This window comes from Amycolatopsis sp. WAC 01416, assembly GCF_003947485.1.
Taxonomy (GTDB): domain Bacteria; phylum Actinomycetota; class Actinomycetes; order Mycobacteriales; family Pseudonocardiaceae; genus Amycolatopsis.
Genome location: NZ_QHHX01000006.1, coordinates 317474 through 342716 on the forward strand (window position 1 = coordinate 317474; position 25243 = coordinate 342716).

General features: G+C 69.7%; 26 protein-coding genes. 21 read left to right on the forward strand and 5 right to left on the reverse strand.

All coding sequences use genetic code 11. From position 1 onward, the window contains the following. The first annotated feature begins 1 nt into the window (after position 1). Both DL990_RS22275 and DL990_RS22280 read left to right on the forward strand, forming a co-directional pair. Entirely contained in the window at positions 2 to 1021 is a 1020-nt protein-coding gene (locus tag DL990_RS22275; RefSeq protein WP_125799799.1) for an aminotransferase class V-fold PLP-dependent enzyme, read from the forward strand. Positions 1022 to 1109: 88 nt separating this feature from the next. After that, positions 1110 to 1730: a hypothetical protein gene (locus DL990_RS22280; protein ID WP_125785249.1), complete on the forward strand. Its 621-nt coding sequence runs from the start codon at positions 1110 to 1112 to the stop codon at positions 1728 to 1730. Between the two features lie 112 nt (positions 1731 to 1842). Here DL990_RS22280 and DL990_RS22285 read toward each other — a convergent pair whose 3' ends face one another. Continuing rightward, positions 1843 to 2781 carry a ferritin-like domain-containing protein gene (locus DL990_RS22285; protein WP_199746535.1) on the reverse strand — a complete coding sequence of 313 codons (939 nt, stop codon included), beginning with the start codon at positions 2779 to 2781 and terminating at the stop codon, positions 1843 to 1845. A gap of 135 nt (positions 2782 to 2916) precedes the next feature. Here DL990_RS22285 and rimP point away from each other — a divergent pair, with 135 nt between their 5' ends. The 7 genes from rimP to DL990_RS22320 all read left to right on the forward strand — a co-directional run bounded on the left by rimP (position 2917) and on the right by DL990_RS22320 (position 9716). Beyond that, positions 2917 to 3456 (forward strand): ribosome maturation factor RimP, encoded by a 540-nt coding sequence (rimP, locus tag DL990_RS22290; protein ID WP_125785250.1) that lies wholly within the window; start codon positions 2917 to 2919, stop codon positions 3454 to 3456. After that, the gene (gene nusA / locus DL990_RS22295) at positions 3453 to 4493 is read left to right on the forward strand and encodes a transcription termination factor NusA (RefSeq protein WP_125785251.1); all 1041 of its coding nucleotides are present in this window, start codon (positions 3453 to 3455) and stop codon (positions 4491 to 4493) included. The genes rimP and nusA overlap by 4 nt, the downstream gene beginning before the upstream one ends. Positions 4494 to 4516: 23 nt before the next feature. Further along, the gene (locus tag DL990_RS22300; protein WP_091597421.1) at positions 4517 to 4819 is read left to right on the forward strand and encodes a YlxR family protein; all 303 of its coding nucleotides are present in this window, start codon (positions 4517 to 4519) and stop codon (positions 4817 to 4819) included. A gap of 144 nt (positions 4820 to 4963) precedes the next feature. Continuing rightward, on the forward strand, positions 4964 to 7996 hold the full coding sequence (gene infB, locus DL990_RS22305; RefSeq protein ID WP_125799800.1) for a translation initiation factor IF-2: 3033 nt from the start codon (positions 4964 to 4966) through the stop codon (positions 7994 to 7996). 73 nt (positions 7997 to 8069) lie between these two features. After that, positions 8070 to 8363 carry a DUF503 domain-containing protein gene (locus DL990_RS22310; protein WP_125785253.1) on the forward strand — a complete coding sequence of 98 codons (294 nt, stop codon included), beginning with the start codon at positions 8070 to 8072 and terminating at the stop codon, positions 8361 to 8363. Positions 8364 to 8392: 29 nt separating this feature from the next. Beyond that, on the forward strand, positions 8393 to 8869 hold the full coding sequence (rbfA, locus tag DL990_RS22315) for a 30S ribosome-binding factor RbfA (RefSeq protein WP_125785254.1): 477 nt from the start codon (positions 8393 to 8395) through the stop codon (positions 8867 to 8869). Next, positions 8850 to 9716 carry an alpha/beta hydrolase family protein gene (locus DL990_RS22320; RefSeq protein WP_125785255.1) on the forward strand — a complete coding sequence of 289 codons (867 nt, stop codon included), beginning with the start codon at positions 8850 to 8852 and terminating at the stop codon, positions 9714 to 9716. The genes rbfA and DL990_RS22320 overlap by 20 nt, the downstream gene beginning before the upstream one ends. 766 nt (positions 9717 to 10482) lie before the next feature. Here the strand turns inward: DL990_RS22320 and DL990_RS22325 are convergent. Continuing rightward, the gene (locus DL990_RS22325) at positions 10483 to 11529 is read right to left on the reverse strand and encodes a TRM11 family methyltransferase (RefSeq protein WP_199746536.1); all 1047 of its coding nucleotides are present in this window, start codon (positions 11527 to 11529) and stop codon (positions 10483 to 10485) included. Between the two features lie 40 nt (positions 11530 to 11569). Here DL990_RS22325 and DL990_RS22330 point away from each other — a divergent pair, with 40 nt between their 5' ends. Genes DL990_RS22330 through DL990_RS22340 form a run of 3 tightly spaced genes read left to right on the forward strand, consistent with a single transcriptional unit; the run spans position 11570 to position 14456 of the window. Next, positions 11570 to 12568, forward strand: coding sequence for a bifunctional oligoribonuclease/PAP phosphatase NrnA (locus tag DL990_RS22330; protein ID WP_125799945.1), 999 nt, complete (start codon positions 11570 to 11572; stop codon positions 12566 to 12568). A 58-nt stretch (positions 12569 to 12626) separates the two neighbouring features. Then, positions 12627 to 13817: a preprotein translocase subunit SecY gene (locus DL990_RS22335; protein WP_125799801.1), complete on the forward strand. Its 1191-nt coding sequence runs from the start codon at positions 12627 to 12629 to the stop codon at positions 13815 to 13817. Between the two features lie 51 nt (positions 13818 to 13868). Next, on the forward strand, positions 13869 to 14456 hold the full coding sequence (locus DL990_RS22340; protein WP_125785257.1) for a histidine phosphatase family protein: 588 nt from the start codon (positions 13869 to 13871) through the stop codon (positions 14454 to 14456). Between the two features lie 41 nt (positions 14457 to 14497). On the opposite strand, the gene DL990_RS22345 is transcribed toward DL990_RS22340, so the two are convergent. From DL990_RS22345 to DL990_RS22350, 3 genes are read right to left on the reverse strand one after another with little or no spacing between them, the layout of a single operon-like run. Beyond that, complete coding sequence (locus DL990_RS22345; RefSeq protein WP_199746537.1) at positions 14498 to 15814, reverse strand: PEP/pyruvate-binding domain-containing protein; 1317 nt, start codon at positions 15812 to 15814, stop codon at positions 14498 to 14500. Then, entirely contained in the window at positions 15811 to 16425 is a 615-nt protein-coding gene (locus tag DL990_RS41510) for a transcriptional regulator (RefSeq protein ID WP_233598878.1), read from the reverse strand. Before DL990_RS41510 ends, DL990_RS22345 begins: the two co-directional genes overlap by 4 nt. Then, positions 16422 to 17519: a TetR/AcrR family transcriptional regulator gene (locus DL990_RS22350; RefSeq protein ID WP_125799803.1), complete on the reverse strand. Its 1098-nt coding sequence runs from the start codon at positions 17517 to 17519 to the stop codon at positions 16422 to 16424. The genes DL990_RS41510 and DL990_RS22350 overlap by 4 nt, the downstream gene beginning before the upstream one ends. Positions 17520 to 17608: 89 nt before the next feature. On the opposite strand from DL990_RS22350, the gene DL990_RS22355 reads away from it, so the two are divergent. From DL990_RS22355 to rpsO, 9 genes are all read left to right on the forward strand, one after another. Continuing rightward, on the forward strand, positions 17609 to 18424 hold the full coding sequence (locus tag DL990_RS22355) for an alpha/beta fold hydrolase (protein WP_125799804.1): 816 nt from the start codon (positions 17609 to 17611) through the stop codon (positions 18422 to 18424). After that, positions 18421 to 18861, forward strand: coding sequence for a GbsR/MarR family transcriptional regulator (locus DL990_RS22360; RefSeq protein ID WP_125785261.1), 441 nt, complete (start codon positions 18421 to 18423; stop codon positions 18859 to 18861). The genes DL990_RS22355 and DL990_RS22360 overlap by 4 nt, the downstream gene beginning before the upstream one ends. Positions 18862 to 18917: 56 nt before the next feature. Next, the gene (locus DL990_RS22365; RefSeq protein ID WP_370451367.1) at positions 18918 to 20246 is read left to right on the forward strand and encodes an MATE family efflux transporter; all 1329 of its coding nucleotides are present in this window, start codon (positions 18918 to 18920) and stop codon (positions 20244 to 20246) included. Between the two features lie 195 nt (positions 20247 to 20441). Beyond that, complete coding sequence (locus DL990_RS22370) at positions 20442 to 21752, forward strand: nitrate/nitrite transporter (RefSeq protein WP_199746538.1); 1311 nt, start codon at positions 20442 to 20444, stop codon at positions 21750 to 21752. 29 nt (positions 21753 to 21781) lie between these two features. Beyond that, on the forward strand, positions 21782 to 22705 hold the full coding sequence (truB, locus tag DL990_RS22375; protein ID WP_125785264.1) for a tRNA pseudouridine(55) synthase TruB: 924 nt from the start codon (positions 21782 to 21784) through the stop codon (positions 22703 to 22705). A gap of 39 nt (positions 22706 to 22744) precedes the next feature. Beyond that, positions 22745 to 23707: a bifunctional riboflavin kinase/FAD synthetase gene (locus DL990_RS22380; protein ID WP_125785265.1), complete on the forward strand. Its 963-nt coding sequence runs from the start codon at positions 22745 to 22747 to the stop codon at positions 23705 to 23707. A 114-nt stretch (positions 23708 to 23821) separates the two neighbouring features. Continuing rightward, positions 23822 to 24304 carry a helix-turn-helix transcriptional regulator gene (locus DL990_RS22385; RefSeq protein ID WP_125785266.1) on the forward strand — a complete coding sequence of 161 codons (483 nt, stop codon included), beginning with the start codon at positions 23822 to 23824 and terminating at the stop codon, positions 24302 to 24304. A gap of 16 nt (positions 24305 to 24320) precedes the next feature. Next, positions 24321 to 24830 carry an RNA 2',3'-cyclic phosphodiesterase gene (gene thpR, locus DL990_RS22390; protein ID WP_125785267.1) on the forward strand — a complete coding sequence of 170 codons (510 nt, stop codon included), beginning with the start codon at positions 24321 to 24323 and terminating at the stop codon, positions 24828 to 24830. Positions 24831 to 24958: 128 nt separating this feature from the next. Further along, entirely contained in the window at positions 24959 to 25228 is a 270-nt protein-coding gene (rpsO, locus tag DL990_RS22395) for a 30S ribosomal protein S15 (RefSeq protein WP_072028105.1), read from the forward strand. The last annotated feature ends 15 nt before the right edge of the window (positions 25229 to 25243 follow it).

Genomic DNA, 25243 nt, shown 5'->3' on the forward strand with positions numbered 1-25243 from the left:
CATGCAGACCTTCGGAGCCGAATTCGCCGTCCCGCCCGGTTATCTGAACACGCCCAGTATCGGCATCCCGCCGTCGCACGCCGTCGAGCCGGTGGCCGAGGCGGTCGAGCGGTGGCGGCGCGGCGAGGCCCGCCCGGCGGACTTCGACGAGCCCGTCGCGCGGACCCGGGCCGGGTTCGGCGCGCTGATCGGGGTTCCGGCGGAGCGGGTCGCGATCGGGGCGTCGGTTTCGCAGCTGATCGCGAACGTGGCGGCCGGATTGCCCGACGGCGCCAGTGTGCTGGTCGCCGGGAACGACTTCACGAGCGTCACCTTCCCGTTCGCGGCTCAGGCGCACCGCGGGGTGAAGGTCACCGAAGTGCCGTTGACCGAGCTGACCGAACGCGTCGAGGGGCACGACCTCGTCGCGGTCAGCGTCGTCCAGTCGGCGGACGGCGCCCGGATCGATCTCGGCGCGCTTCGCGCCGCGGCCGAGGCGGCGGGTGCGGCGGTCCTGCTCGACGCCACCCAGGCCGCCGGCTGGCAGCCGCTCGACCTCGGCTGGGCCGACTGGGTGGTCGCCGCGGGGTACAAGTGGCTGCTCGCGCCGCGCGGGGCGGCGTGGCTGGCCGCGCATCCGCGGGTGCTGGAGCGGGCCGTGCCGGTCGCCGCGAACTGGTACGCGGGGGAGGACCGCTGGCAGACCGTCTACGGCCTCCCGCTGCGGCTCGCGGAGGGCACCCGGTCGCTCGACCTGTCCCCGGCCTGGCTCTCGTTCGTCGGCGCCGCCGTTTCCCTGGACTACCTCGGCTCCCTCGACCTCGAGGCCGTCCGTGCGCACTGCGTCGGCCTCGCCGACTCACTCCTCGAAGCGCTCGGCTCACCCGGTCAGGGGAGCGCGATCGTCTCGCTCGACGCCGACGCCGCCCGGGTGAAGGAAGCGGGCATCGTGGCCGGTACCCGGGCCGGAAGGCAGCGTTTCGGGTTCCATCTCTACAACACGGCTGACGACGTCGAACGGGTGATAAGCACGTTCAGGTGAACCGCCGGAGCGGCGTGAACTACCGTATGTTCCCGTGGTTGGTGCGCAATTTACCCCGGGACCGACGGAAACGGCCCGGCTTCAGCCGGTGCGACCGGCAGGGCCGGGCGGGCCGCCGTCCGCGCCGTCGCCGTCGAGGGACACCAAGGGCCTGGCGCTGAAAGGCGCCGGGCTGGTCGCCATCGCGGTCGTTTCCGCGCTGCTCTGGTGGCTGATCCGGCACGAGCCCGAGCCGACCCCGGTCGCGGACACGCCGACGAAGAGTGGCCAGTTCCAGTACACGCTGGTCGAAGGCCCGCAGGTCACCACCGACTGCGCGAGCAAGGCCTACGGCGACACCAAGGGGTTCTTCACGCAGACGCCGTGCAAGCGGCTGTCGCGGGCGCTCTACACAACGGAGACCGGCGGGAAGAAGGCGCTGGTGTCGGTCGTCCTCGTCACCATGCCCGGCGAGGTCACCGCGACCCAGCTCAAGGCGCTCACCGACAAGGACGGCACGGGCAACGTGTCCGACCTGGTGCGCGACGGCACCTTCAAGGCACAGGGCGCCCCGAAGATCTCCGGACAGGACGCGGCCTACGACTCCCACGTCACCGGACCCGAGGTGGCCATCGTGCTGGCCGGTTTCTACAACAAGCAGACCGACAAGGCGATGCTGGAGCGGATCGCGACCGACGCCCTGCGGCTCTCGGGTGACTTGCGCCGCTGACCGGTCCCGTCACGCCCGCACGAACGCCATGAAGGACTCCTTCATAGCAAAATTTGCAATGAAGGAGTCCTTCATAGCGCGCGCGATGGGGGCCGAAGCGGCGCGAAGGCCGTTAAGCCGACTGGCCCGGCATCGCGATCGCCACCGGCTTCGCACCGAACTCGGCCCGCCAAGCGGTCCCTCGCCGCGCCGAGCCGATCAGCGCGTTCAGCGCCGTCGTCCGCAGAGCCGCGTCGTCAGTCCGGTCGATCACGCCGAGCCAGGCCGCCGCCGCGTCCGATTCGGCCGTCGCCACCAGTTCCATCGCCGAGTTCGCCTCGGTCACCGGCCTCGGCGGCACGTACGCGGCCTCGGGTCCGGTGGGGGTCTGCCCGGCCGCGGAAAGCATCCGCTCGCAGACGTTCCGCCGCTTGACGTGCTCGGCCGTGCCGCGGCTCACCGCGCCGGTGAAGGCGGCCGGCAGGTACGCGCTGACCAGCCCGTACACCCAGACCGCCGCGTGTTCGGCGGCCAGCGCCTGCTGGACGGCTTCCGTCGTCTCCCCGCCGAGCTGGACTCCGGCAGGCACCTCGACGGCTCCGGCGTCGTCGCCTCGGCCGAGTTTGTCCGCGCTCTGTTGCAGCGCCGCGCAGCCCGCCGCGATCGAGGCGACCATTCCGGCGCGGTAGCGCGGCAGTGAAGGCACGAGGCCTTCCGCCTCTTTGCGGGCCTGGGCGAGCCGTTCCTTGAGCCCGTCCACCGACGACGGCGGGTTCTCCGCCGGGCCCTGCTGCTCCGGTTTCGGCCGGTTGAGCCGGTCCACCTCGGTCTTGAGCGCCGTCGCGTGCGCGGCCCGCGCCGTCGCGACCGCTTCGCCCTCGGCGCCTGGCAACGCCTTCGCGCCCGCCGCGTCGGTCTCCGCCGCACGCAGCAACGGGCCAAGCGGATCGGGGGTTTCGTCGAAGCCGGGGGAGCAGGCGGAGGCCAGCGGCACGGCCACCACGGCCAGCGCTCCCATCCGCAGGAAAGTGCGACGGCTCGGCGAGGTGGGCTCTGTCGATCTTCCTGTCACGCCGCCCCATCCTGCCAGTACCCCGTGCGGGGCCGCCGCTCGCGCGTCACGCGGGGGTGACCGGATAAGCTGGACCACTACCGAACCCGGATCCACACCGCCGGGTCGCCCACAGCCGAACAGGAGCGCTCCACCGTGCCCAACGACCTCGCCAGCAGGCTGGAGCCCATCGTGGCCGAAGCCGTCAAGGCCGCGGGTTTCGACCTCGATTCCTTCGAGGTCCAGCAGGCAGGCCGCCGTCAGCTGGTCAAGGTCGTCGTCGACGGGGACGACGGCGTCGGGCTGGACGAGGTGGCGAGCGTCAGCCGGGCTGTTTCCGCCGCGCTCGACGAGAACGAGCACGTGATCGCGAGTGCGTACACGCTCGAGGTCACGTCGCCCGGCCTCGATCGGCCGCTGACCGTGCGGCGGCACTGGCGGCGCGCGAAGTTCCGCCTCGTCAAGATCACCCCGGCCGAAGGCGCCGCCTTCATCGGCCGTGTCGGTCACGCGGGGGAGAAGTCCGCGCGCGTGCTCGTCGACGGCGAGATCCGGGACGTCCCCTACGCCTCGGTGGCCAAAGCGGTCATCGAGATCGAATTCAAGCAACCACCTGCCGAGGACCTGAAACTGTTGGAAAACGATGCGTCGGCCCTGAACGCCGCCACCACGGAGCCGAAGGAGGAGCCGAAGTGAACGTCGACATCGCAGCGCTGCGCGCGATCGAACGGGACAAGGACATCCCCTTCGAGACGGTGATCGAAGCGATCGAAACCGCGTTGCTCACCGCGTACAAGCACACCGAGGGCCACCAGCCGCACGCCAGGATCGACATCGACCGCAAGAGCGGACTGGTCCGCGTCCTCGCGCACACCCTCACCCCGGACGGCCAGACCGACGAGGAATGGGACGACACCCCCGAAGGCTTCGGGCGGATCGCCGCGACCACCGCGCGCCAGGTCATCCTGCAGCGTCTGCGCGACGCCGAGCACGAGAAGACCTTCGGCGAGTTCTCCGCCAAGGAGAACGAGATCGTCGCCGGCGTGGTGCAGCGTGACGCCCGCGCCAACGCCCGCGGCATGGTCATCATCCAGGTGGGCGACATCGAGGGCGTGCTGCCCGCGATCGAGCAGGTGCCCGGCGAGACCTACGAGCACGGCGACCGGATCAAGGCCTACGTCGTCACCGTCTCGCGTGGCAACCGCGGTCCGCAGATCACGTTGTCGCGTTCGCACCCGAAGCTGGTGCACAAGCTGTTCGCCCTGGAGGTCCCCGAGATCGCCGACGGCACGGTCGAGATCGCCGCCGTCGCGCGGGAACCCGGGCACCGCACCAAGATCGCGGTCCGCTCGACGGTGCCCGGCGTCAACGCCAAGGGTGCCTGCATCGGCCCGGTCGGCGCGCGGGTGCGCAACGTGATGAGCGAACTGGCGGGCGAGAAGATCGACATCATCGACTTCTCCGAGGACCCGGCGAAGTTCGTCGGGAATGCGTTGTCGCCCGCGAAGGTTATCTCCGTACGGGTCGTCGACGAGCGGGCCAAGACCGCTCGCGTCGTCGTCCCGGACTACCAGCTTTCGCTCGCGATCGGCAAGGAAGGGCAGAACGCCCGCCTCGCCGCCCGCCTCACCGGCTGGCGTATCGACATCCGCAGCGACGCCGCCCCTGACCAGGGTGACGAAGCACACGCCGGGCAGCCGCGGCCCGCCGCGGCAACCGGTTCGGCTGAGTGAAGGTCGAAGCGGTAGACTTACAAGTGGTTCAGAGCCCGCGGCCGGGAACCGACCTCCAGCATGACCGGGAAACCCCGGTCCGCACCTGTGTGGGTTGCCGTAAGCGGGCCTTGATCGGTGAGTTGCTGCGAGTGGTCGCGGCGGACGGTCGGTTGATCGTCGACGAACGTCGGCGGTTGCCGGGCCGGGGTGCCTGGTTGCACCCCGTGCCGGACTGTCTGGCCAAGGCCGAGCGGCGCAGGGCGTTCCCCCGAGCACTTCGTGTTCCAGGGTCGCTCGACGCCCAGGGTGTCCACGAACGCCTGGAGCGGCACGCCGAAGGCTAAGGGCGCCGGGACATCCCCGGTGCCGGATGGAATCAGGAAGCAGGTCGACCCGTCATGAGTCAGCCGTGAAGCTGAATCAATGAACGCGCGACAATAGGACGAGGTCTGCGGGTCTGCCGCCGGCCTCCCCAGATGAGGAGAGCTGTGCCAGGCAAGGCCCGAGTACATGAGCTCGCGAAAGAGCTCGGCATCACCAGCAAGGAAGTTCTCGCCAAGTTGAAGGAACAGGGCGAGTTCGTGAAGTCCGCGTCGTCCACCGTCGAGGCGCCGGTCGCCCGCCGTCTCCGTGACGCGTACCCGTCCAAGGACGGCAAGAAGAAGTCGGTCCCGACCCCCGGCCCGCGCCCTTCGCCCGCGCCTCCCGCGAAGCCCGCTGCCCCGGCTCCGGCCGCGAAGCAGGCCCAGCCCGCGCCCGCGGCGAAGACCGAGGCCCCGGCCGCTCCCGCGGAGTCCGCTCCGGCGGCGTCGGCCCCGGCCCAGCAGTCGTCCCGTCCCAACACCCCGGGCGTCCGCCCGGGTCCGCGCCCCGGTCCCAGGCCGCCGGCGCCCAAGGAAGAGGTCGCTCCGGCGGCGAAGGCCGCTCCGGCCGAGCCGAAGCAGCCCGAGCCCAAGGAAACCCCGGCAGCACCGGCCACCCCGCCGGCGTCCCAGACGCCGTCGCAGGGTTCGGTCGTGCCGCCGAAGCCGCAGGGCCCCAAGCCCGGCGGCCCGAAGCCCGGCCCGCGCACCCCGCGTGTCGGCAACAACCCGTTCGGTGTGGGTTCCGGTTCCCCGGCCCCGCGTCCGTCCGGCCCCCGTCCCGGTGGCGGCCAGCAGGGCGGCGACAACCGTCCTCCGCGTCCCGGTGGCCAGCAGCAGGGTGGCGACAACCGTCCTCCGCGTCCCGGTGGCGGCGCTCCCGGTGGTAACCGGCCGAGCCCGGGCAACATGCCCCCGCGCCCGAACCCCGGCATGATGCCGGGCCGTCCGGCCCGTCCGGCAGGCGGTCCCGGTGGAGCCCGTGGCGGCCCCGGTGGCGGAGCCCGTGGCGGCCCCGGCGGCGGCGCTCGTGGCGGTCCCGGTGGCGGCGGCGGAGGCTTCCGCGGCGGTCCCGGTGGTGGCGGCGGCGGTGGCGGTTTCCGTCCCGGCGGTGGCGGTGGCGGCGGTTTCCGTCCCGGTGGCGGTGGCCCCGGTGGCGGCGGCGGTGCCCCGGCAGGCGGCGGCGGTTTCCGTGGCGGCGGCGGTCGTGGTGGCCCCGGTGGTCGCGGTGGTACCGCGGGTGCCTTCGGGCGTCCCGGTGGTCCCGCTCGCAAGGGCCGGAAGTCCAAGCGCCAGAAGCGCATGGAGTACATGGACAACATGCAGGCGCCCAGCGTCGGTGGCGTTCGCCTGCCCAAGGGCAGCGGCGAAACGATCCGCCTGCCGCGTGGTGCCTCGCTGACCGACTTCGCCGAGAAGATCGACGCCAACCCGGCTTCGCTGGTGCAGGTGCTCTTCCACCTCGGTGAGATGGTCACGGCGACGCAGTCCGTGTCGGACGACATCCTCGAGCTGCTCGGCGGCGAGATGAACTACGTCGTCCAGGTCGTCAGCCCGGAGGAAGAAGACCGCGAGCTGCTGGAGACCTTCGACATCACCTACGGCGAAGACGCGGGTGAGGAAGAGGATCTGCAGGTCCGTCCGCCGGTCGTGACCATCATGGGTCACGTCGACCACGGTAAGACCCGGCTGCTCGACACGATCCGCAAGACGAAGGTGCGCGAGGGCGAAGCCGGTGGCATCACCCAGCACATCGGCGCCTACCAGATCGAGACCGAGCTCGAGGGCAACCCGCGTCTCGTGACGTTCATCGACACCCCGGGTCACGAGGCGTTCACCGCCATGCGTGCTCGTGGTGCGAACGCCACGGACATCGCGGTCATCGTGGTCGCGGCCGACGACGGCGTCATGCCGCAGACGGTCGAGGCGATCAACCACGCGCAGGCCGCCAAGGCCCCGATCGTGGTCGCGATCAACAAGATCGACAAGGAGGGCGCGAACCCGGACAAGATCCGGCAGCAGCTCACCGAGTACAACCTCGTGGCCGAGGAGTACGGCGGCGACACGATGTTCGTCGAGATCTCGGCGCGGGAGAACATCAACATCGATGGTCTCCTCGAGGCGATCCTGCTGACCGCGGACGCGGCGCTCGACCTGCGGGCCAACCCGAACATGGAGGCCCAGGGCGTCGCGATCGAGGCGCACCTGGACCGCGGTCGCGGTCCGGTCGCCACGGTGCTGGTCCAGCGCGGAACGCTGCGCGTCGGTGACTCCGTCGTCGCCGGTGACGCGTACGGCCGCGTGCGGAAGATGGTCGACGAGCACAACGTCAACGTCACCGAAGCGACCCCGTCGCGTCCGGTCCAGGTCATCGGGTTCACCTCGGTGCCCGGCGCCGGTGACACGTTCCTCGTCGTCGACGAGGACAGGGTCGCCCGGCAGATCGCCGAGCGGCGTTCGGCCCGCACCCGCAACGCGCTCAACGCGTCGCGTCGTAAGCGGGTCAGCCTGGAAGACCTCGATGAGGCCTTGAAGGAGACGAGCACCCTTAACCTGATCATCAAGGGTGACAACTCCGGTACGGTCGAAGCCCTCGAAGCCTCGCTGATGCAGCTGGATGTCGGCGAAGAAGAGGTCGAGCTCAACGTGGTCCACCGCGGTGTCGGTGGCGTCACGGAGTCCGACATCGACCTGGCGACCGCGTCCAACGCGATCGTCCTGGGCTTCAACGTGCGGGCACAGGGCAAGGCGACCGAGCGGGCCACCCGCGAGGGCGTCGACGTCCGGTACTACACGGTCATCTACCAGGCGATCGACGAGATCGAAGCCGCGCTCAAGGGCATGCTCAAGCCGATCTTCGAAGAGGTCGAGCTGGGCAAGGCCGAGATCCGCGGGATCTTCAAGTCGTCGAAGGTCGGTACGATCGCCGGTTGTATGGTCATCTCGGGCGAGATCCGGCGTAACGCCAAGGGTCGTCTCCTCCGTGACGGCAACGTCATCGTCGAGAACCTGCCGATCAACTCGCTGAAGCGCGAAAAGGACGACGTCACCGAGGTCCGGGAGGGCTTCGAGTGTGGTCTCACCTTGGGTAACTACAGCGATCTGAAGCTCGGCGACGTCATCGAGACGTACGAGCAGCGCGAAAAGCCGCGTGCGTAAGTGACACGGGCGGCGCTCCCTCGCATCTGGGCGGGGGAGCGCCGCTTCACTTCTCGACAACCCAGAACCCCATATGTTCGTAGGAGCTCTTGAGCTCGACATCCTGCTGGGCGACGTCCACTCGCTCAAGCAGAAGCGATCCGTGATCAAGCCGGTGCTGGCCGAAGTGCGCAGGCGTTTCGACGTCTCCGTCGCCGAGGCCGGCCAGCAAGACCTGCATCGGCGGGCACTGATCGGTGTGGCCGTGGTCGCGGCGACTGGCGTGCACGTCCGTGACGTGCTCGACTCGTGTGAGCGCTTCGTGGCCGGAAGGCCGGAGTTCGAACTGCTCTCCGCCCATCGCCGGCTGCTCGGCCCGGACGACTGACGAAAGATCTTTCGAGGAGACGAATCCCCATGGCCGACCCCGCTCGGGCTCGCAAGCTCGCCAAGCGGATCTCACAGATCGTCGCGCACGCGATCGAGCACGACATCAAGGATCCGCGGCTCAACCACGTGACGATCACCGACACGAAGATCACGGCGGATCTGCACGACGCCACGGTCTACTACACGGTGCTCGGCGAGAATCTGGAATCCACGCCCGATCACACCGGTGCCGCCGCGGCGCTCGAATCCGCCCGCGGTGTGCTGCGGACGAAGGTCGGTCAGGGCACGGGAGTCCGCTACACTCCGACGCTGGCCTTCGTGGCCGACAGCATTCCTGAGGACGCCAAGCGCATCGAAGACCTCCTCGCGAAGGCCAGGGAAGCCGATGCGGAGGTCGCCCGGCGGGCGACCGGTGCGCAGCACGCCGGCGAACCCGACCCGTACAAGCCGCCGCGGGAAGAGGCCGAAGACGATGAGTTCGCCGATGAGGAGACCCGTAGCTGAGGGAGTGGGCCACGCCGTGAGCCGGCGTGGCCTGCTGCTGGGAGCCGCGGCTCTCGGCGGCTCGGCGCTGGTTTCCGGTTGCGGCGCCGAGAACCGGCCCTTGGTGGGGCCGCCGCCGGTGGCCCCACCGTCCACCCCGACGCCGCTCACCGAAGCGGTCACGGTGCAGAAGATGCGGTCCGCGGCCCGCAACCGCGACGTCAACCTCGTCATCATCGCGCCGGACGGTGTGTCCCGGGTCGGGATGCCGGTCTGCTTCGCCCTCCACGGGCGCGGCGCGGACGCCCGCACGTTCCTGAACCTCGGTGTGCAGGACGCGCTGAACAAAGCCGTCGCCGCCGGGTTGCCCGGCTTCGCGGTGGCCGCCGTCGACGGCGACAACTACTGGGTGGACGTCGGCAAGGCCGACGACCCGCAGCGGATGCTGTCCGACGAACTCCCCGGCTGGCTCGCCCAGCGCCAGCTGCGGCCGGCGTCGGCGATCTTCGGGATCTCGATGGGCGGCTTCGGCGCACTGCGCTACGCCCGCGATCACAAGAACCTCAAAGCCGTCGCCGTGGCGAGTGCCGCGCTCTTCGTGAGCTGGCCCGATGCCAAGTCCCGCAAGGTCTTCGCGGATCGCGAGCAATGGGAATCGCACGAGCCGCTGCTGCACACCGGCGACCTCTCGGCGTCGTCGACGGGGGTGTGGTGCGGGAACTCGGATCCCTTCGCCCGCGCCGATCGCAAACTCATCAAGGCACTCGACCCCGCCGTCGCGAAGATGTCCGACGGTGAGCACAACGACGACTACTGGCGCGGGGTCATGCCCGACGTGCTGAAGTTCGTGGGGGAACGCATCGCCTGACCCTCGTGAGTGTTATGGACGGTTCTGGCGAGTAGTGAGGGGCTCCTTCCCTACTCTCAGGGTAGGGAAGGAGTCCTTCACGGACCTGCGATCCCGATCTGCCCGCTGTAGGCGCCCTCCGGTGTCGAACTCTTGTGTCGTGAAGGGCCCTCTTGGGGCACCGCATTTGCTTACCCACTACTCGGGGCTCGCGCTCTGAGATCCCCTTGGTCGTCGTGTGGCCTTAGGCGTGACACGCGTGATTGGAAGCGGAACTCGCGTGATTGGAAGCGGAACTCGCGTGATTGGAAGCGGAACTCACGGCGGACCCGGTCACGGGCGAGATCGGCCTCCAATCACGCGAGTTCCGCGTTTAAACACGCGAGTTACGCCTTCGATCACGCGCGACGTCCATCGGCCTGGTGGTGACATCACCTCACGACCCACCCACCAACCCGCAGGTCAGACGTAGGCACACAAATGAAGGCCTCCTTTGAGACCTTCAGCGTCTCAAAGGGGCCCTTCACGACATCCCCGCCGGCCGGCGACTTCACGGACCGGGGCCTGGCACCAACCGCAGCCGGAACCGCGTAGGTACCTAAGACACCCTTGGTTCTAACCGTCAGTACCACTCACGAGACTTGACCGGCTCGGTACCGGTGGCCTTGCCCCCGGCAAGGTGTGAAGGCCGGGTTTCCTCGGCTGAGCCGAGGGAAGGGGGCCTTCACGGACTCGGTCGGGTGCCAACCGCAGCCGGAACCGCGTAGGTCCCTGAGCCCTGCACCACTCACGAGGCCGGTTTCGCCGCGACGATCAGGTCCCGCACGATCGCCTGGTCCACGCGATGCGAGAACTCCGCGAACGGCCCGTCCTCGCGCACCCGCAGTCCCGCCTTGTCCAGGATCGCGGCGAGTTCCTCGCGCGGCGCGACGTTGGTGTTCCAGGAGATGCCGAGCGCGCCGCCGGGCCGCAGCACCCGTGTCCACACCGGGACGGCGGCCGCGAGCAGGTCCCGCGGGCTGCGCGCGAGCGACGCGTCCTGGGTGCGGTGGCTGCCGTGCTGCACGCCGTATGGGGCGTCGGTGACGATGAGGTCCACCGAGTTCGGCCGCAGCAGTTCGTCCGTGGTGAGTGTGTCGCAGTTGAGGTAGCTCAGCTTGCGCACCTCGCCGGCCTTGTACTGCTCCTTCGTGATCCCGAAGCCGATGTCGAGCCGCCTGCCGAGCCGGACCTTGTTGCGGCGCACCTGACCGGTTTCGGCGCTGTGCTTGACGCGCTTCTGCTTCAGCCAGGTCTTGATGAACAGTTCGTAGGAGTCGAAATCCTTGCCGTCGACGTCGAGACCGGTCGCGTCGAAGCCGTACATCATCGCCTGGTTCAGCGTGGTGCCGCGGCCGCAGAGCGGGTCCAGCAGGTGCAGCGGCTTCTCCAGCATCGCTGCCGGGTCCGCCGTGGCCAGCAGGGTGACGTTGACGAGCAGTTTCGTGAACAGCTCGTTCGTCTTGCCGGGGTACTTCTGGATGGTCAGCAGATCCGAGTCGAAGTTCGCGAGCGGGCTGATCGTCACCGGCTTCAGGACGCCGTCGCCGAGTTCGAACAGCGCGTACAGCGCGGAAAGGTTCGAAAGGAGCGCGAGATCGCGGTCGCTCAACGGGGCGGGCGTGGTGAAGGTGAGGTAGCCGACGCCGCCGAGTTCCGTCTCGCCGATCTCGGAGACCTCGGTCTCCAAAGCGGACAGACCGAACACCGCCAGCTCCGCGCGCAGCAGGGCCGGGGTGGAGTCGGTGTAGACCCGGTTGGCGGACGGGTAGACCAGGATCGCGTACTCGGACATCCGGTAGAGCGTAGCTTGACTGATTGTGACAGCGACTCCAGTGCCGAACCTCAAGGAAGCCGCCGCCCTGCTGGCGCGCGCGAACGACGTGACCCTGCTCGGCCATGTCCGTCCGGACGCCGACGCGCTCGGCAGCGCGCTGGCGCTGGGCCGGGCCCTCCAGTCGCGCGGCGGCGTCAAGGTCCGCGTCTCGGTCGGCGAGCCCGAGGAGATGCCCGAAACCCTGCGGGGCCTGGACGTCGGCGGGCTCTACGTCCCCGCGAGCGAGCTGCCGGAGAGTGAGCGGCTCCTGGTCGCGCTGGACACGCCGACCCCGGGCAGGCTCGGGAAGCTCGCGCCGCGGGTGGACGCCGTCCGCGCGGCCGGGGGCGACGTCCTGGTGATCGATCATCACGCGTCCAACGTCTTCTACGGCACGCACCACGTCGTCGACGACACCGCCGAAGCCACCGCCGTCCTCGTTTTCGCGTTGCTGCAGGAGCTGGGCACCGAGATCGACGAGCCGATCGCGCGCTGTCTCTACGCGGGGCTCGTCACCGACACGAGCGGGTTCCGCCGGGCCCGGCCGTCCACCCATCTGATGGCCGCGAAGCTGCTCGAAGCGGGTGTGGACCCGGACAGGGTGGTCCGCGAGATCGTCGACGATCATCCGTTCGCGTGGCTGCCGATGCTTTCGGACGTGCTCGCGGGGGCCCGGCTCGAGCCGGACGAGGCGCGCGGTTTCGGGCTCGCGCACGCGGTCGTGACGCTCGACGTCGCGCGGAGCGTGCGCGCGGAGGAGGTCGAAGCGGTCATCGACGTCGTCCGGTCCACACGGGAGGCCGGGGTCGCCGTGGTGCTCAAGGAAGCCGAGCCGATCGGGCCGAAGCAGCGGTGGCAGATCTCGCTCCGGTCCACGGGCGGCGTCGACGTTTCGGCCGCGGCCGGGGAACTGGGTGGCGGCGGGCATCGCCAGGCGGCCGGATGCACTGCGGAAGGCACGGCGGCCGAGGTGCTCGACAAGCTGAGGGCGGCCTTGTCGAGGGCGCCTTTGCTGTGACCTGGGCGCGGGCGGTGTCATCGTAATTTCATCGGTCGTCCCTAGCGTGATCCCCACGATGAACGACAGAGCCTCCCTCCGCCGCCGGATCCTGGTCACGCTGGGTGTGATCGTGGTGTTCCGGCTGGGCCAGAGCGTGCCGGCCCCCTCCGTGACCGTCCGCGCACCGGAAGCCGATCACCCGCTGCGCTGGATCCTCGACCTCCTCACCGGCGGCGGCCTGTTCACGCTGCCGGTGTTCGCTTTCGGTGTTCTTCCCTGCTTAGCGGCGCCGCCCGTCCTGCGCGCGCTGATCGTCCTGATCCCGCGGCTGGCCGCGCTGAGGGACGAAGGCGAAGCCGGCGCACGTGTGCTCAAGCGGTACCGGCGACGGCTCACCGTCGGACTCGGCCTGCTGGGCGCGATCGGCGTGCTCGGGTTTCGCGGTCAGGAGGCCCTCGACACAGTCGTCGCCGTGGCGTGCCTGACGGTGGGCACCGCGCTTGTCCTGCGGCTGACCGAGGTGATCACCGAGCGGGGATTCGGTGACGGCGTCCGGATCCTGCTGCTCGCGCAGGTGCTGGCCGTGCTGCCGCCGGAATTCCTGCGCCTGCACGAAAAGACGGGCTGGGGGGCCATCGCGGTCATGGCCGTGGTGACGCTGTCGATCACGGTGATCACGATCGTCGTCGCGCAGGGACAGCGTCGAGTCCCGGTGCAGTACGCCAAGCGGATGATCGGCAGGCGTGCCTTCGGCGGGACCTCGACCTACATCCCGCTTCGGTTCCCCCAGGCGAACAGCCCGGCCGTGCTGGCCGCGGTGCTGCTGTCCGTGCCGGTGCTCTTGCCCGGCGCGACCTGGTTGGAGTGGCTGCGTGACGAGGGCGATCCCAGGCGGATCGCGGTCTATTTCCTGCTCGTCTGCCTCTTCGCCTTCATGAGGGCGGCCGTGGCACAGGACATGGACAAGGTGGCGAGCGAACTGGTGCGGGTCGGCGGCTTCGTCCCCGGGATCCGGCCGGGGAACTGGACCGCCGAATACCTCGAATACGTGAACCGCCGGATCATCGCCTTCGGAGCTCTCTGCTCGGGAGTGGTCGCGGTGATCCCGGTCGCCGGGCTGGGCTTGCTGGACGTGAGTACGCGGGTTCCCGTCGTCGGCGTGGCCTTGCAGGTAGTCCTCGTCTTCCTCGTCGGCGTCGCGCTCGACACCACGCGGCAGATCCAGGCACTCCGCCTCCAGCGGCAGTACGAACCGTTCCTTCGCTGAGCTGGATGTTGTTACCATTGGAATGGTAACAACATCCGAGAGTGAGGCGTCATGGCGACGAGACACCTGTACGTGGTCCGGCACGGGGCCGCGGATCCGTTCGGCGAGTTGACGGAAGTGGGGCGGCGCCAGTGCGAGCTGCTGGCGAAGCGGCTGGCACGCCTGCCGGTGGACGCCGTATGGCATTCGCCGCTGTCGCGTGCGGTGAAGACCGCGGAGATCATCGGCGAGCATCTCAGGGGTGCGTCGGTGGGCGAGGCGACGGAGCTGGTGGACAACGTGCCGCACGTGCCGGCCGATCCGCCTCCGGCCTGGCGCGGGCTGTTCGACGGCTACGACCCCGAGGAAGCGGCCGAGGGGGCGCGGATCGCCGCCGCGTTGACGGAGCGTTTCGCTCGCCCTGCCGAGGTGGAAACGCACGAGGTGCTGGTGACGCACGCTTACCCGGTCGCCTGGTTGGTGTGCGACGCGCTCGACGCGCCTCCGGAGCGCTGGCTGGGATTGAGCTGTGGGAACACCGCGTTGACGGTGATCGACCACTACGACGGCGCCGCCCCGTCGTTGCTGATGTACAACGACATGGGGCATCTCCCGGAAGAGCTGCGATGGACGGGCTTCGGGCCGGGTCAGCGCCCCTGAGCGTCGTGAGTGGCGATTCGTGTTCTAACCCGAATCGCCACTCACGACCGCGGCAGGCGAGCATCTTCTTCGGTCCAGGCCAGGAAGCGTTCCAGATGGTCCTCGTTCTCCCTCGTGACCGTCGGCACGCGGCCGAGGGCGACCTCTCCGCCGGTTCCGTCGATGGTCACGAGCGTTCCTTCGACGAGAGTGCGCTCGCCCACGGTGATCGACGCGTTCGTCTCGTCGATGGCGAGCGTGCCCATGCCGACCACGGCGGGTTTGCCGAGGGAACGGGCGACGACGGCGGCGTGACTGGCCGGGCCGCCCCGTGCCGTGAGGATGCCCGCCGCCACGGCGAGTCCGTTCATGTCGTTCGGTGAGGTCTCGGGGCGGACGAGGATGACCGGACCGTCGGCCGCCATCCGTCTCGCGGCCTCGGTGGTCGTGGCGATCCTGCCGGTCGCGACGCCTGGGCACGCCCCTGTTCCGCGACCGAGCAGGGTCGTATCCGGCCGCGGGGCGATGCGAGGTGTGCGGGCACGCTCGACCTGACGGCGTGAAACCCGGTGCACCGCCTCGGTTCGGCTGATGCGTCCTTCGTCGGCGAGGTCGACGGCGACCCTGATCGCCGCGGCACCGGTAAAGCGTCCGGGGCGTACTTGGAGGAGCCACAGGACCCCGGTTTCGAAGGTGAACTCGACATAGACCGCGTCGCGGTAGTGGTCTTCCAGCCGGTCCAGCGCTTCGGTCAGTGTCTTCCAGACGTGCGGTTCGCGGGTGGCGAGGCCGGCGAGCGGCAGGACAGGCGAGGTGCCCGCGACGACGTCTTCCCCCTGATGGCCGAACAGCACGTCGCCGAACGGGGCGGGCTCACCGGTGTTGGGGTTCCTGCTGAAGGCGACTCCGGTGCCGCTTCGGTCGTCTCGGTCGCCGTAGACCATTTCCTGGACGATCACGGCGGTGCCCAGATCGTGGTCGATGCCGTGCAGTTCCCGGTAGGTGCGTGCCCGCGGTGTCTCCCAGGAGGCGAAGACCGCCTCGACGGCTGGTTCCAGCTGCTCGGCGGTGGGCCGGAGATTCAGGATGGTGTCCATCATGCCGGGCATCGACACGCCGGCCCCGGAACGCACCGACACGGTCAGCGGTGACGAGCCGGCGGTCTCTTCCAATGTTCGCGTCGCCGCGGTCAGCTCGTCACGGAGCCCGTCGGGGAAGTGGCCGTCGCGCAGGAAGGCGCGACACGCTTCGGTGGTGACCACGAATCCGGCCGGCACCGGCAGGCCGAGCCGGTGCAGATCGAGGAGTCCGTGGGCCTTGGCGCCGATGAGCCCGGGATCTTCCCGGGTGTCCGGGGTGAGCTCTCGCAGCCACTTCACCGCGGAATGCCCAGTGTCGCAAGGAGATCTTCGTGCAGTTCGGCCCAGACGACGTGGTAGGACGCGGTCGAATCCGCGACGTAGGCCAGTTCGCCTGATCGGGCCCGGTCGAGTGCGCTCGCCAGTCGCACGCGGTATCGGCCGAAGCGCGGCAGCGCCGTTTCCAAGGCGTGGCACACCGGCATCGTGCGCTCGTGCAGGTCGGCGAAGCGATCCAGGACGCGGGCGTCGTAGGCCGGGTCGTCGTGGTCGTTCACGATCCGCTCTCCCTCCACGGGGCGGAGCTGCCATGCGGTGCAGAGGTCGAGCAGTTCCGGGTTGAGCACCAGGAACCGGTCGAACGCAGCCTTGACCGCCGCGCGAGCACCGGCGGCCTCCAGCTGTGCGGTGATGCGCTCGGCATCGGCTTCGCGTCCGGCATCGGTGCAACCCCAGGCGTCAAGGCCGCTCAGCCGCGTGACCTGTCCCGCGACCGCGAGGTCGATCAGCTCCGACTCGAGTTCGGACTCGCTCAATCCGGTGGTCGCCGACAAGCGCGGCAATCCGGCATAGCCACCGCAGCGCAGGGCATGCAGCACGAGCAGTCCGGTATCCGATCCGGCGCGGGTCACGTCGTGGCTCCTTCGGTACGAGCGGCTTCCGGTTTCGCGACGGCGTACGCGGCGCCCCGGCCCTGAGCCCGGGCGACGACGGCCTTCTCGCGGACGCGCACCGCGGCTTCGGTGCTGTCGCCGACTTCTGACAGGCCGACCGCGGCCGCGACGCGACCATCGTCGTCGAACACGAGATGAAGGTGCTCCGGCAGCGGGGAAGGGGAGACCTGTCGCAGGCATGCCACCAGGTCGCCGACGCGCAGGCGAATGAGCTGGCCGATGTTCGCGGCATCTCCGGTGACCACGACGATGGTGACCTGCTCGCCGGGCCGCGCCGACCGCACGGCCTCCTCGGCCGCCTCCAGCCGCCCACCTCCCAGGACGACCACCACGCCGTCCGAGGCCAGATCGACCATGTCCGCGGTGAGCGGATCGCGGACATCGGCGGGCGGCGCCCATGGCTCCCGCACTCGAGTCGCGGGTGTCACGTAGGGCAGATGAGCCGGTGCCCAGACGTCTGTGAGGTCGAGGCTCGCCAGGTGCTCGCACGCGCGTGCCCGGTCGAAGGGGTCGCCGAAGCCGGGAGCCTGTTCCGCGATGAGACTCGAACCGCCGAGCAGCGTCAACGCCAGCTCGGCCAGGCGGACACGGCGCGCCGGTGGATCTTCGGGGGCGCAGGACTCCAGTGTCAGCGCCAGCAGCAGCGCTTCCAGCCGGGCGGTCTGGGCGAGGACCACTCGTCCCGTTTCGTCCTCGATGACACCGGTCAGGGAACGCAACTGCAGGCGTCCGCCGGCAGCGGGGTCGTCGACCAGGGGCAGCCTGTCCAGCCAGACCCGCGCGAACGTGCCCAGTGCTTCGCCCGCCGACCCCGGCTCCTCGGCGGCGTGCGGGGTGTCCGCCTGCTCGACCAGGTCGACCAGCACCGCGAGATACAACGCGCGTTTGCCGGGAAAGTTCGAATACACCGCCCCTCTGGTCAGTTCCGCCCGCTCGGCGATGCGATCCACTTTCGCCGCGCCGTATCCGTACTCGACGAACTCCGCCCGCGCCGCCGCCAGTACCGCGGCACGGGTCCGCGCCTGCTGCTGCGCTCGTGTCAGCCGGACCATCACACTTCCTTCCCTCGCCTCGACGGCAGGATACCAACACCATTCCGATGATTGCGACATCTGATTACTGAATTTGCTATATTCGGAAAATGCTGAATATGAGCCAGGTGCTGCACCTGGACGGCGGAGAGTTGCGCTACGGCGACCTCGCGGGGGAGCGGCGCCCGATCGTCTTCACCCACGGCGCCGGGATGGACCACCGGATGTTCGACGCGCAGGCGGAGGCCCTGCACGAGGCGGGCCACCGGGTCGTCAGCTGGGACCAACGCGGGCACGGCGAGTCGAGCCTCGCACCGGGCGCCCGCTTCACCGCGACGGCGGCGCTCGACGACCTGATCGCCCTGCTCGATCACCTCGAGCTCCACCGGCCGATCCTCATCGGACACTCGCTCGGCGGGAACCTCGCGCAGGCGCTCGTCCGCCGCCTTCCCGAGCGAGTCCACGGCCTCGTCGTCGTGGGATCCACCTGGAACGCCGGTCCGCTCGGCCGGGGGGAACGGCTCCTGCTGAAGCTCGCCGCCCCTGCGCTGGCGCTGATCCCCGCGTCGCGGCTGCCGGGCATCATGGCCCGCGCCTCGGCCGAGACGCCGGAGGGGATCGCGAACTGCGAGGCGGTGTTCGCCCGGATGCCCAAACGTGTGTTCCTCGACGTCTGGCGAGCCACCGTGTCACTCGTCGATCCGGAACCGGGGTACCGCTCGCCGGTTCCGCTCGGCCTCGTTCGCGGCGACGGCGACCGCACCGGCAACATCGCGTCCGCGATGCCCCGCTGGGCGCGGGCCGAAGGCGTGACCGAGCACGTCATCCCCGGCGCCGGGCACGTGGTCACCCTGGACGCGGCGGAGGCGACGACCAAGGCCATCAGGGTCATCATCGACGGCTGGGACGCGGAGCCCTCGGCATGACGGCCGCCGAAGACCGCGCCGGGTTCGTCACGGCCATGGGCGACTTCCTCGGGTCGTGGAACCTGCCCCGGACGACAGGCCGGGTCTACGGACAGCTCCTGCTCGGTTCCGGACCCGTGTCACTGGACGAGCTCGGCGCGGCACTCGGTCTCAGCAAAGGGGCGGTGAGCGTGGCCGTCCGCGAGCTGGTCTCGTGGGGACTCGCCAGAACCATCCCGCAGCCGGGCAGCCGTCGTCTGCTCATCGAGGCGGTGAGCGGATTCGAGCAGCTCCTCGCCGCCAGTCACGAACGGACCCGCGCCTTCGTCCGAGTGCTCCGGAGTGGAGCCCGATCCGCCGAGGGCGAGCCGGCCGAGGCCAGACTCGAGGAGGTCGCCGAATTCTTCGAGTCCTATGTGGACGCCGGAGACCGGATGCTGCGCGGCAGGCGGACGTGATGACCTCGTTCGCCACACGAGCCGTTCGAGTGACCGCGGCCGACCTTTAGTCTGCGGTGGTGCCTGAAGCTTCCGAACTCGACGAGCGCGTCCCGCCGAAACGCGTACTCGGCCTCGCCGTGCCCGCGCTCGGTGTCCTCGCGGCCGAACCGCTGTACGTCCTGGTGGACACCGCCGTCGTCGGGCATCTCGGCGCGTTGCCGCTGGCCGGGCTCGCGGTCGGCGGTGTCGTGCTCTCGCAGGTTTCGAGTCAGCTGACGTTCCTGTCGTACGGCACCACGTCGCGGACGGCACGGCTGCACGGCGCCGGACGTCGTGGCGACGCGGTCCGCGAAGGTGTCCAGGCGACCTGGCTCGCGGTGATCGTCGGGCTGGTCGTGATCGTCGCCGGGCAGCTGCTGGCCGCGCCCATCGCCCGGGTCCTCTCCGGGGACGCCGCGATCACCGACGCGGCCGTCTCCTGGCTGCGGATCGCGCTGTTCGGGACGCCGTTCATCCTCATCACGATGGCGGGCAACGGCTGGATGCGCGGCGTGCAGGACTCCGCGAAACCGTTGCGCTATGTCTTGGCGGGCAACGGGATCTCCGCCGTGCTGTGCCCGCTGCTGGTGTACGGCGCGGACTGGGGACTGGAAGGTTCGGCGATCGCGAACGTCGTCGCGCAGGTGATCTCGGCGTCGCTGTTCATCGTGGCACTGGTGCGGGAGCGGGTCGGGCTGCGCCCGGAGCCGAAGGTGATGCGCGCTCAGCTCGGCCTCGGCCGTGACCTGGTGCTGCGCAGTCTCGCCTTCCAGGCGTGCTTCGTCTCCGCCGCCGCGTTCGCCGCGCGGACGTCCACCGAGGCGGTCGGCGCGCACCAGGTCGTGCTCCAGCTGTGGACGTTCCTCGCACTCGTCCTGGACTCGCTCGCGATCGCCGCGCAGTCGCTCGTCGGCGCCGCCCTCGGCGCCGGTGCGAGCAAACGGGCGCGCGGTGTGTCGAACCAGATCACCGTGTACGGCCTGATATTCGGTTGTTTCCTCGGTGTCGTGTTCGCGTCGGTGGCCGGGGTGCTGCCGCAGGTGTTCACCTCGGACGCGGCCGTGCTCGGGCAGATCCCGCACGCGTGGTGGTTCTTCGTCGCGCTGCAACCGATCGCCGGGGTGGTGTTCGCGCTGGACGGCGTCCTGCTCGGCGCAGGCGACGCCGCCTTCCTGCGCAACGCGACGTTGCTGAGCGCGGCGCTGGGGTTCCTGCCGCTGGTCTGGCTGTCGCTCGCGTTCGGCTGGGGGCTGGCCGGGATCTGGACCGGGCTCTCGCTCTTCATGCTGCTGCGGCTGGCGACCTTGCTGGTGCGGTGGCGCTCGGGGCGATGGGCCGTGGAAGGCGCCGTCCGCGCGTCCTGACCCCCGCAATTCGTCACCTGCTTGCGTCCCGATCCCACGCAAGTAGGTGACGAATTGCGGGGGTGGCGAGCGTCCCTGTGGCGAAAACCACCCGGGTAACGGCTATGTTTCGTCGTTGCTTAGGAGCTACAACTATATGAGGCGGCAGCGCGGGCGTCTCTTGTTGCCCGGAGCCGTCCTCGAGGAGGAATCACTGTGACAGGCCGAGCCACTCGCCGGTCCTGGTTCATCTGGTTCGCCGCCGTCACCGTCTACCTTCTCGCCGTCTTCCACCGCACGTCGTTCGGCGTCGCCGGGCTCCAGGCGGCCGACCGCTTCGGCGTCGGCGCGGCCGCGCTCGGCACGTTCACCGTGCTGCAGGTCGGCGTCTACGCCGCGATGCAGATCCCCACCGGCGTCCTCGTCGACCGCTACGGCCCGCGCCGCGTGCTCACCGGCGCCGTGTTCTTCCTCGGCCTCGGCCAGCTCCTGCTCGCGGTCGCCGATTCCTACCCGCTCGGCCTGCTCGCCCGCGCCGTCGTCGGTTTCGGTGACGCGCTGACCTTCGTGAGCATCCTGCGGCTGATCGCCGCGCATTTCCCCGGCCGCCAGTACGCGCTGCTCGCCGCGTTGACCGGGGCGATCGGTTACGTCGGCAACCTCGCCGCGACCCTTCCGCTCGGTCTGCTGCTCGACGGTCCCGGCTGGACCCCGACGTTCCTCGCCGTCGGCCTGGTGACCGCGCTGTACACCGCCGTCGTCGCCCTCCGCGTCGAAGACATCCCGCGCGGTACGCCGGAGCCCGTCCGCGAAAAGGTGCATCCGAAGGTGCTGGGCCGCCAGGTCGCCGACGCGTGGCGCACGCCGGGGACCCGGCTCGGATTCTGGGTGCACTTCAGCACGATGTTCGCCCCCAATGTGCTGACCATGCTGTGGGGAGTCCCGTTCCTGGTGCAGGGACAGGGATATCCGAAGTCCACCGCGAGTTCGCTGCTGATCGTCTTCGTGTTCGGCTCGATGATCGGTGGCCCGATCGTCGGCGGCCTGATCGGACGGCGGCCGTCGCTACGGATGCCGCTCGTCGGCGGGTACATCGGCAGCGCCGCGGTGATGTGGGCGGTCCTGCTCGGCTGGAACGGGACGGTCCCGGTCGCGGTACTGGTCCCCGCGTTCGCGTTCCTCTCCCTCGGCGGCCCCGCGTCGATGATCGGCTTCGCGCTGGCGCGGGACTACAACCCGCTCTCGCGCGTCGGCACCGCGACCGGTGTCGTGAACGTCGGCGGGTTCGTCGCCACGACGATCTCGGCGCTCGCGGTCGGCGTGCTGCTGGAGTGGACGGGCGGCACGTTCCGCCTGGCGCTGCTGTCCGTCATGGCGGTGCTCGCGTTCGGCACCTTCCGGATGCTCGTGTGGTGGCGGCGCACCCGCGCCGTGCTGTTCGAGGCCGAGGCCCGCGGCGAGGAGATCCCGGTGCAGATCCGCCGCCGCCGCTGGGACGCCGAAGCCCCGCTGCCCGTCTCGTCCTAGGCGACGGCCCGAAAGATAGGGTTCGGCCCGTGTCGCGCCCCAATCAGGTTCCAGCCAAGAAACGTCCCGCTCCGCCGCCCGGTCTCGTCATCGTCGACAAACCGTCCGGGATGACCTCCCACGACGTCGTCGCCAGGGCGCGGCGCTTCATGGGCACCCGCAAGGTCGGGCACGCCGGCACCCTCGACCCGATGGCCACCGGCGTGCTGGTGCTCGGCATCGAACGCGCGACGAAGCTCCTCGGCCATCTCGCGCTGGACCGCAAGACCTACCTCGCGACCCTCTCCTTGGGACTGTCCACCACGACCGACGACGCCGAGGGCGAGCCGATCGCCGAAGCCGCCCCGGAAACGGTCGAGAAGATCACCGACGACGCGATCGCCGCCGGGATCGCCCTGCTGACCGGTGACATCCAGCAGGTGCCGAGCGCGGTCAGCGCGGTGAAGATCGACGGCAAACGCGCGTACGCCCGGGTCCGTGCCGGCGAAGAGGTCGTGATCCCGCCGCGTCCGGTCACCGTGCACCGCTTCGATCTGCTCGCCACCCGCCGCGAGGCCGGCCGGATCGAACTCGACGCCGTCGTCGAGTGTTCGTCCGGGACCTACGTGCGGGCGCTGGCCCGCGACCTCGGCGCCGGGCTCGGCGTCGGCGGGCATCTGCTCGCGTTGCGGCGCACCACGGTCGGGCCGTTCACACTCGCCAAGGCCCGCACCCTCGATCAGCTCGAAGACAAGCCGGAACTGTCGCTGGACCTCGACGCCGCCGTCGCCGCCGCGTTCCCGCGCCGCGATCTGGACGTCCGCATGGCACAGGCGGTCCGATATGGACAGAGGGTGCCCGCGGCCGGGATCGAGGGGACCTACGGGATGTTCGGACCGGACGGCCGGGTGCTCGCACTCGCCGCGGACGAAGGCGAACTGGCCCGCTCGGTGGTCGTGTTGCTGCCCGCTTAGGGTGGTGCACGAAGCAGGCCTGGAGGAGACGGGGCACAAGTGCAGCGTTGGCGTGGTTTGGGTGACCTTCCCGGGAGCTGGGGACGGTGCGTGGTGACGATCGGCGTCTTCGACGGCGTGCACCGCGGTCATCAGGAGCTGATCTCGAGGACGGTCCGCGCCGCCGCCGAACGCGGCGTGCCGAGTGTGGTGCTCACCTTCGACCCGCATCCGTCGGAGGTGATCCGGCCGGGCAGCCATCCCGCGCAGCTGACCACGTTGCGCCGCAAGGCGGAACTGGTCGAGGGCATGGGCGTCGACGTCTTCTGCGTACTGCCGTTCACGCTGGAACTGTCCAGGCTGACAGCGCACGAGTTCGTGCACGAGGTCCTCGTGGACAAACTGCACGCGGCCGCGGTGATCGTCGGCGAGAACTTCACCTTCGGCGCCAAGGCCGCCGGTGACGTCAATCTCCTCCGCACGCTGGGGAAGCGGTTCGGTTTCGTGGCATACGGCGCGGAATTGCAGGGGCTGCTCGCGCAACAACAGACCGAGAACGAGATCACCTTCTCCTCGACCTACGTCCGTTCGTGCATCGACGCCGGAGACGTCATCGCGGCGTCCGAAGCGCTCGGCAGGCCGCACCGGCTTGAGGGCATCGTCGTCCGGGGTGACGGCCGGGGGCACGATCTCGGTTACCCGACGGCGAACCTGTCGACGCCGCGTTTCGCGGCGGTGCCCGCAGACGGGGTCTACAGCGCCTGGTTCACCCGTTCGTCGGATTCCAGCCGGCGGCTGCGCGCCGCCGTGTCGGTCGGGACCAACCCGACCTTCTCGGGCAGGGAGCGCACCGTCGAGGCCTTCGTCCTCGATATCGACGAGGATTTCTACGGGCAGCACGTCGCGCTCGATTTCGTCGCCAAGCTGCGGGATCAGGTCCGTTTCCCGACGTCGGAGGGTCTGGTGAAGCAGATCGACGAGGACGTCGCCCGGACCAGGGACCTGCTCGGTGAGCAGGACTGATCGTTTCGGCCCAGGCCGGATGACAATCGACAAACACGCCCGCCCACGTGCGTTCCGGTGGCAAGATGTCACGGACCGCGCATGGCGTTCGATGGGGTTAGGGGAGCGGACCAGGTGGAGGACCACAAGATCGTCCAGCGGAACATCGCGCTGCAGAAGGAGTGGTACGGGGAGCCGCTCGGCGATCGCGTGCGGAGACTGGTCGTCGCCTTCGACATCTCCCAGGCCTTCCTCGCGGAGGTCCTCGGCATCAGCGCGCCCATGCTCAGCCAGGTGATGAGCGGACGCCGCGCGAAGATCGGGAACCCGGTCGTCCTCGCCAAGATGATCATGCTGGAGCGCAAGGTCCTGGTCCCGGCGGTCGCCGCGGGAGACCGCAAGGCCATGCAGGAGGCACTGGAAGACGTCCGCGATTCGCGGCCGACGGTGGGCAGGGACAGCATCCCGGTCGGCGCCGTCGCCGACGACCAGGGTGTGCTCGTGGCGTTGCGGGACATCGGCGAGGACGAAGACCTCACCGAAGCCGCGAAGGTGCTCGACGACGACTTCCCCGCGCTGGCGGACCTGCTGCGCCGTGCCGCGAGGAACGGATCCTGACGCGAGTCACGCGCCCATGACCCTCTTCAGTGCGTTGATCCCGCCGGACGGTGTCCTCGACGAGGTCGCCGCCGCGCTGGCCGCACCCGAGGACGAAGGTTTCCGCTGGTCGACGCGAGGGGACTGGCATATCACCCTCGGTTTCTACGGCGAGGACGACGCGGACGAGCGAGGCGAATGGCTCGCCGGGCGGCTGGCCGGCGCGGGCCCGATCGGCCTCCGGCTGGAAAAGGCCGCGACATTCCCCGGGGTGCTGTGGTTGAGTGTTGCCGGAACCGGGCTCCACGAGCTGGCCACGAAGGCCGGTGCGGGGAATGAAGGCAGGCCGTACGTGGCCCACCTGACACTGGCCCGCTTCCCCCGCGACCGGCCGGAAGCCGCGAGCGCGTGGGTGGAGCGGCTGGCCGGGTTCACCAGTGAGACTTGGACGGCGACCGAAGCCGTTCTGATGAGCAGTGACCGTGAGCAAGAGCCGTCGCGCTACCGGGTGATCCGGTCGTACGCGTTGGACCACGCCCGCGCCTGAAGCCGCTGATCACGAGGCTGGTAGCCTTCACGATTGGGTCCGGCTGCAGTCCGTGGCGGCCGTGACCGTCTCACCCGGCGTGAAGACATCGTCCGGGCCGCACGGCACAGAAATCTAGGAGCACCACAGTGGCGTTGTCCACCGAAGAAAAGAAGACGATCCTTGCCGAGTACGGCGTGCACGACTCGGACACCGGATCCCCCGAGGCCCAGGTCGCGCTGCTGACCAAGCGCATCGTCGGCCTCACCGAGCACCTCAAGGCTCACAAGCACGACCACCACTCCCGTCGCGGGCTTCTGCTGCTGGTCGGCCGCCGCCGCCGGCTGCTGAACTACGTGATGAAGGTGGACATCGAGCGTTACCGTGCGCTGATCCAGCGTCTCGGCCTGCGCCGATAGCTTGAACCCGAGGGG

Bases quoted from the DNA above. Each gene is read 5' to 3' on its own strand.
- DL990_RS22325 (WP_199746536.1), bottom strand. From the start codon at position 11,529: ATGTCCGAGTACGCGATCCTGGTCTACCCGTCCGCCAACCGGGTCTAC.
- rbfA (WP_125785254.1), top strand. From the start codon at position 8,393: ATGGCCGACCCCGCTCGGGCTCGCAAGCTCGCCAAGCGGATCTCACAG.
- DL990_RS22340 (WP_125785257.1), top strand. From the start codon at position 13,869: ATGGCGACGAGACACCTGTACGTGGTCCGGCACGGGGCCGCGGATCCG.
- DL990_RS22350 (WP_125799803.1), bottom strand. From the start codon at position 17,519: ATGGTCCGGCTGACACGAGCGCAGCAGCAGGCGCGGACCCGTGCCGCG.
- DL990_RS22320 (WP_125785255.1), top strand. From the start codon at position 8,850: ATGAGGAGACCCGTAGCTGAGGGAGTGGGCCACGCCGTGAGCCGGCGT.
- DL990_RS22355 (WP_125799804.1), top strand. From the start codon at position 17,609: ATGCTGAATATGAGCCAGGTGCTGCACCTGGACGGCGGAGAGTTGCGC.
- DL990_RS22335 (WP_125799801.1), top strand. From the start codon at position 12,627: ATGAACGACAGAGCCTCCCTCCGCCGCCGGATCCTGGTCACGCTGGGT.
- DL990_RS22360 (WP_125785261.1), top strand. From the start codon at position 18,421: ATGACGGCCGCCGAAGACCGCGCCGGGTTCGTCACGGCCATGGGCGAC.
- thpR (WP_125785267.1), top strand. From the start codon at position 24,321: ATGACCCTCTTCAGTGCGTTGATCCCGCCGGACGGTGTCCTCGACGAG.
- DL990_RS22310 (WP_125785253.1), top strand. From the start codon at position 8,070: ATGTTCGTAGGAGCTCTTGAGCTCGACATCCTGCTGGGCGACGTCCAC.
- DL990_RS22275 (WP_125799799.1), top strand. From the start codon at position 2: ATGCAGACCTTCGGAGCCGAATTCGCCGTCCCGCCCGGTTATCTGAAC.